General features: G+C 22.4%; 3 protein-coding genes and 1 tRNA gene. All 4 read right to left on the bottom strand.

Going from position 1 to position 4,089, the window contains the following annotated elements; genetic code table 4:
• Positions 1–136: 136 nt before the first annotated feature.
• Positions 137–634, bottom strand: coding sequence for a redoxin domain-containing protein (locus ACXX89_RS03955; protein ID WP_458557732.1), 498 nt, complete (start codon positions 632–634; stop codon positions 137–139).
• On the bottom strand, positions 618–2,021 hold the full coding sequence (locus ACXX89_RS03960) for a hypothetical protein (RefSeq protein WP_458557733.1): 1,404 nt from the start codon (positions 2,019–2,021) through the stop codon (positions 618–620). The genes ACXX89_RS03955 and ACXX89_RS03960 overlap by 17 nt, the downstream gene beginning before the upstream one ends.
• A gap of 26 nt (positions 2,022–2,047) precedes the next feature.
• Positions 2,048–2,121: transfer RNA gene (locus ACXX89_RS03965), tRNA-Trp, on the bottom strand.
• A 6-nt stretch (positions 2,122–2,127) separates the two neighbouring features.
• Positions 2,128–3,903 carry a DNA (cytosine-5-)-methyltransferase gene (dcm, locus tag ACXX89_RS03970; RefSeq protein ID WP_458557734.1) on the bottom strand — a complete coding sequence of 592 codons (1,776 nt, stop codon included), beginning with the start codon at positions 3,901–3,903 and terminating at the stop codon, positions 2,128–2,130.
• Positions 3,904–4,089: the final 186 nt, after the last annotated feature.

Below are 4,089 nucleotides of genomic sequence, written 5' to 3' on the forward strand. Positions count from 1 at the left end.
TAATTATTATTTTCATATCGCTAAAAAAAGGACATTTTGATTAATAATTTACAATATTTTAAGAAAAAAGTGAAATTTTTACAATGATAGCAGAAAATAAAAACCGCTTGGTCAGTTTAAAGTTAATATTTTGAATTTAAATATTTTCGTTGATAATTTCTCTAATTTTTTCAAAATTTATTTGTTCATGTACATCTGTGTTGTATGAAAAATCTATAACTTTATTTTGATTGTTTAACACTATATAACCACGATTTAGTAAAAATACTTGATCAATTAAAAATCCGTATTTTAGTCCAAATTCTCTATGTTTGTAGTCTGAATAGATTTCAATATTAGGTAATAAATTTACTGATTTTCACTCAGCAATAGCACTTGGTAAATCAAGTGAAATAGAGATAAATCTTACTTCTTTAAATTCTGATGCTAATTTAGAAATTTCTTTTGTTTGTTCATCACAAACTCTAGTGTTTAAAGAAGGAAAAATAGAGATAATTGTTAATTTATCAAAATTTTTGATTTCTACATCTTCAAACATTGTGTTAGTTGCTTTAAAAGAAATTACATCTCCTTTTTCAAGGGATTTTCCATTATTTAATAATCTATATTCTTTTTGTTTAAATTTTGTTGTCATTTTTAATCCTTTTTATTAATTTGTGCATAAAATAATTATATTTTACATTTTTTTTGGATTCATACATAATTTTTGCATTACAAAAAGAAAAGTTATAAAAAAATCAAATTTTTTCACTCATTTTATTTTCAAAATAACAATAAAATGTTTCCATAAAATCATTTTGATGTTCAAAAATCAGTTTATATCCTTTTTCAAAGAAAATATTTTTTGTTTTTTCTAGATTAATTTTACTTGTTAAGGAATTAAATTCTAATTCGTTGTATTTATAAATTTTCTTTAAAAAGTCACGTATTTTTTCAAAATTTAAATTTTGTGTTTTACAATAATTTAGAAAATTTAAAAACAAAATAAGGTTTTTAAAAGGATTGTCAAAAACTAAAGAAGTTTTTTGTTCTATAGTAATATTCATTTTAGAATCCAAATTGACATTAATTAAGTTACTGCCCTCTTTATTTAAAAGTCTCTGTTTAATTACTTCTAAATCTATTATTTTAAATAATTCATTATTCATTAAAATTTTGGTAGTATTTAATTCAGTATTTAAAAAATGACATATAGTAATAAATAGTTCAATATCACTTATTTTTATATATTTATTTTTATTTTTAACATAAAAAATAATGTTATTAAAGTCATTTTCATAATCTATTAAAACATCAGATTTTTTAAATAAATTAAAGTAAAGTTTATTAATCATTTTACTTTTAATTATACTAAAAGGAGAATAATTAAATTTTAAATCCATTTTTCCAACTATCTTTTGTTGTAATAATTTAATGTCATTATTTTTATTTAAAAAACCTATATTAAGAATTTTAGAATCATTTTTTCGTAGCATAAAATCATTAATTAAAGTGGTTGCAAAATTTTCAACAATATTGTCAATTTTCAAAATTGAAAAACTATTATTTTTTTGAATGTTCTCAAATTCTAAATTTGTTTCATATTCAAAATAAAATTTCATTTTTTCAATTTCCTCTTTGCTCAAAAACTGCATATTTCCTTTATAAAAGCTAATACTTATTTCTTTGCTTAAAGGATTTTCACTAATATAAATAGAATAATCAAAACCTACTTTTCTAGAAGCAAAAGCAAACAAAGGAAAAAAAATAGAATCTTTTTTTCTTAATGTTGTAATTTGATTAGTATCTTTAAATTCAAATAAAGAAATAAAAATTTCACTAATTTTATCTGCTTTTTCGCTATTTTGATTTGCAATAAAAATTTTTTGTTTTTTATTTTCTTGAAAAATTAATTTTTCAAAAGCATAAATCAGTTTTTTAGCTCCATTTAAATCTAAAAATTCAAAGAAATTTGTACTTGATAAATTAAATTTGGACGTATTTTTTATTAAATAATTAAATATGTTTTTTTCTTTTTCCATTTTACTCCATTTGGTGTTTTTACATATGGCGGAGGTTAAAGGAATCGAACCCTTACCAATGGGTTTGGAATCCATTGTACTACCATTATACTAAACCTCCATAAAATTATTTTATGTTTATTTTTTCAATTCTTTCTTTTGCTATTTTAAAGTATTTTTCATCTTTTTCTATTCCAATAAAATTTCTTTTTAATTTTAGTGCAGCAACCCCTGTAGTTCCGCTACCCATAAAAGGATCTAAAATTAAATCCCCTTCATTTGTATGAATTTTGATAATTTCTTCCATTAATTTTAAACTTTTTTGAGTAGGATGATCAACTTTCTCTTTCCCTGATACAATAGGGAACTCAAAAAGCGATCTTAAATATGGTTTTTCTTTTGGTTTATTAAATATTCATTTTGCTTTTTGTTTAACACCTCAAATTGCAAATTCCATATCTTGAACATATCTTCTATTTATATTTCTTGGCATTGGATTGCTTTTTTGTCAAACTAAAACATCTTTAACTTCTATTTTATTATTTTCTAGTTCTTTTATTATAAAACTAATATATTTATAAGAACAAAAAATAATTATTGAACCGTTGTCATTTAAAAGTTGGACATACTTTGGAATTCAACTAAATAAATCAAAATTTTGATCTCATTGTCCAAACAAAATTCCTTTTCTTGGTGAGTTTAGAGTTGAAAAATTATTTTCTTTTGAAATATTATAAGGTGGATCACAAATAATATGATCTACCATAATTTTATTTTCAATAAGATCATCAACTATTTTATAAGCATCACCATTATATAATTTATAATTACTTTCTTTTTCTTTTTGATTATACGAATTTGCAATTTGTGTTGCTATTGCTTTTGCTAAAAGTGGTGGAACAGCATTTCCTATTTGTCTGCAAATACTAGTTTTTGGTCCTAAAAAAACAAAACTATCGTGAAAACTTTGTAATCTTGCTGCTTCTCTTGGTGTAATAGAACGATTCAAAACAGGATGAGAATTTTTTCCATTAGAAGGAGTATCAAATCTAGTATCAATTGTAGGACTAAATTCATTTCATTTTAATCTTGATCAAGTTGTATTGAATCTTTGTTTTCCTCATAGTTCTTTAGGTAAATGATTTTTATTCCCTTCTGCTGGTATCATTTTTAACTTTTCTAAAGCAATTTGTGAATGATTTGTTGCTTGATGATTAAATAATTTATCCCCTCTTAACATCTGTTGATATTCACTTTGAGACTTGAATAAATATTTACTTTCAAAAGAACCTTCTGAAGATTCTAAATAATTTAAATCAGAAATAGCGTCTTTAACAGTAACTATTTTTTCTGTATTTTTGATAGGTAATTCAATGTTTTTAGATAAAGAACCAATAATAATTGCTCTTTCTCTTTTTTGCGGTACTCCAAAGTCTTTAGCATTTAAAATTCCATAATTAATTTTATAACCAAGATTAGTAAATTTTTCATATATTTGCTTAATAAAATAACCATCTAGTGTATTTAAAAGGTTTTTAACATTTTCAATAACAAAAACTTCTGGTTTTAATTCTTTGACTAAATTATAGTATTCTAAAAATAAAAAATTCCTTGGATCATCTAAACCTTTAAGTTTTCCTTTTAAACTAAAACCTTGACAAGGTGGTCCACCTATTATCATATTTATTTTTTCTTGTTTAGCAGTTTCAATAATTTGTAACTTTACTTCTTTTGAAGTCAAATCGCCACAAATTATTTTAGTGTTAGGAAAGTTAAATTTAAAGGTTTTTAAGGCATTTTGATCAAAATCTACAGCAATACTAGTTTTAAAATCGTTATGTTGTTCAAAACCTGATGAAAAACCACCAGCACCTGAAAATAAATCTAAAATTTTAAATTCCATCCCTCTCCTTCTACGTTGCTACCATTAAATTATAAACATTTTTTTGCTTTTTTTAATAAAAATTTTTTCATTAAAAAGTTTATTATTTAAGTATTTAAATAATAAAAAAACTCCTAATCAGGAGCAAATAATTCTTTCAAAACTGAATAGCAAATTACTTCTCAAATTAAATTAAATACCTAAAAT

It is taken from the genome of Mycoplasma sp. 1012 (genome assembly GCF_054343455.1).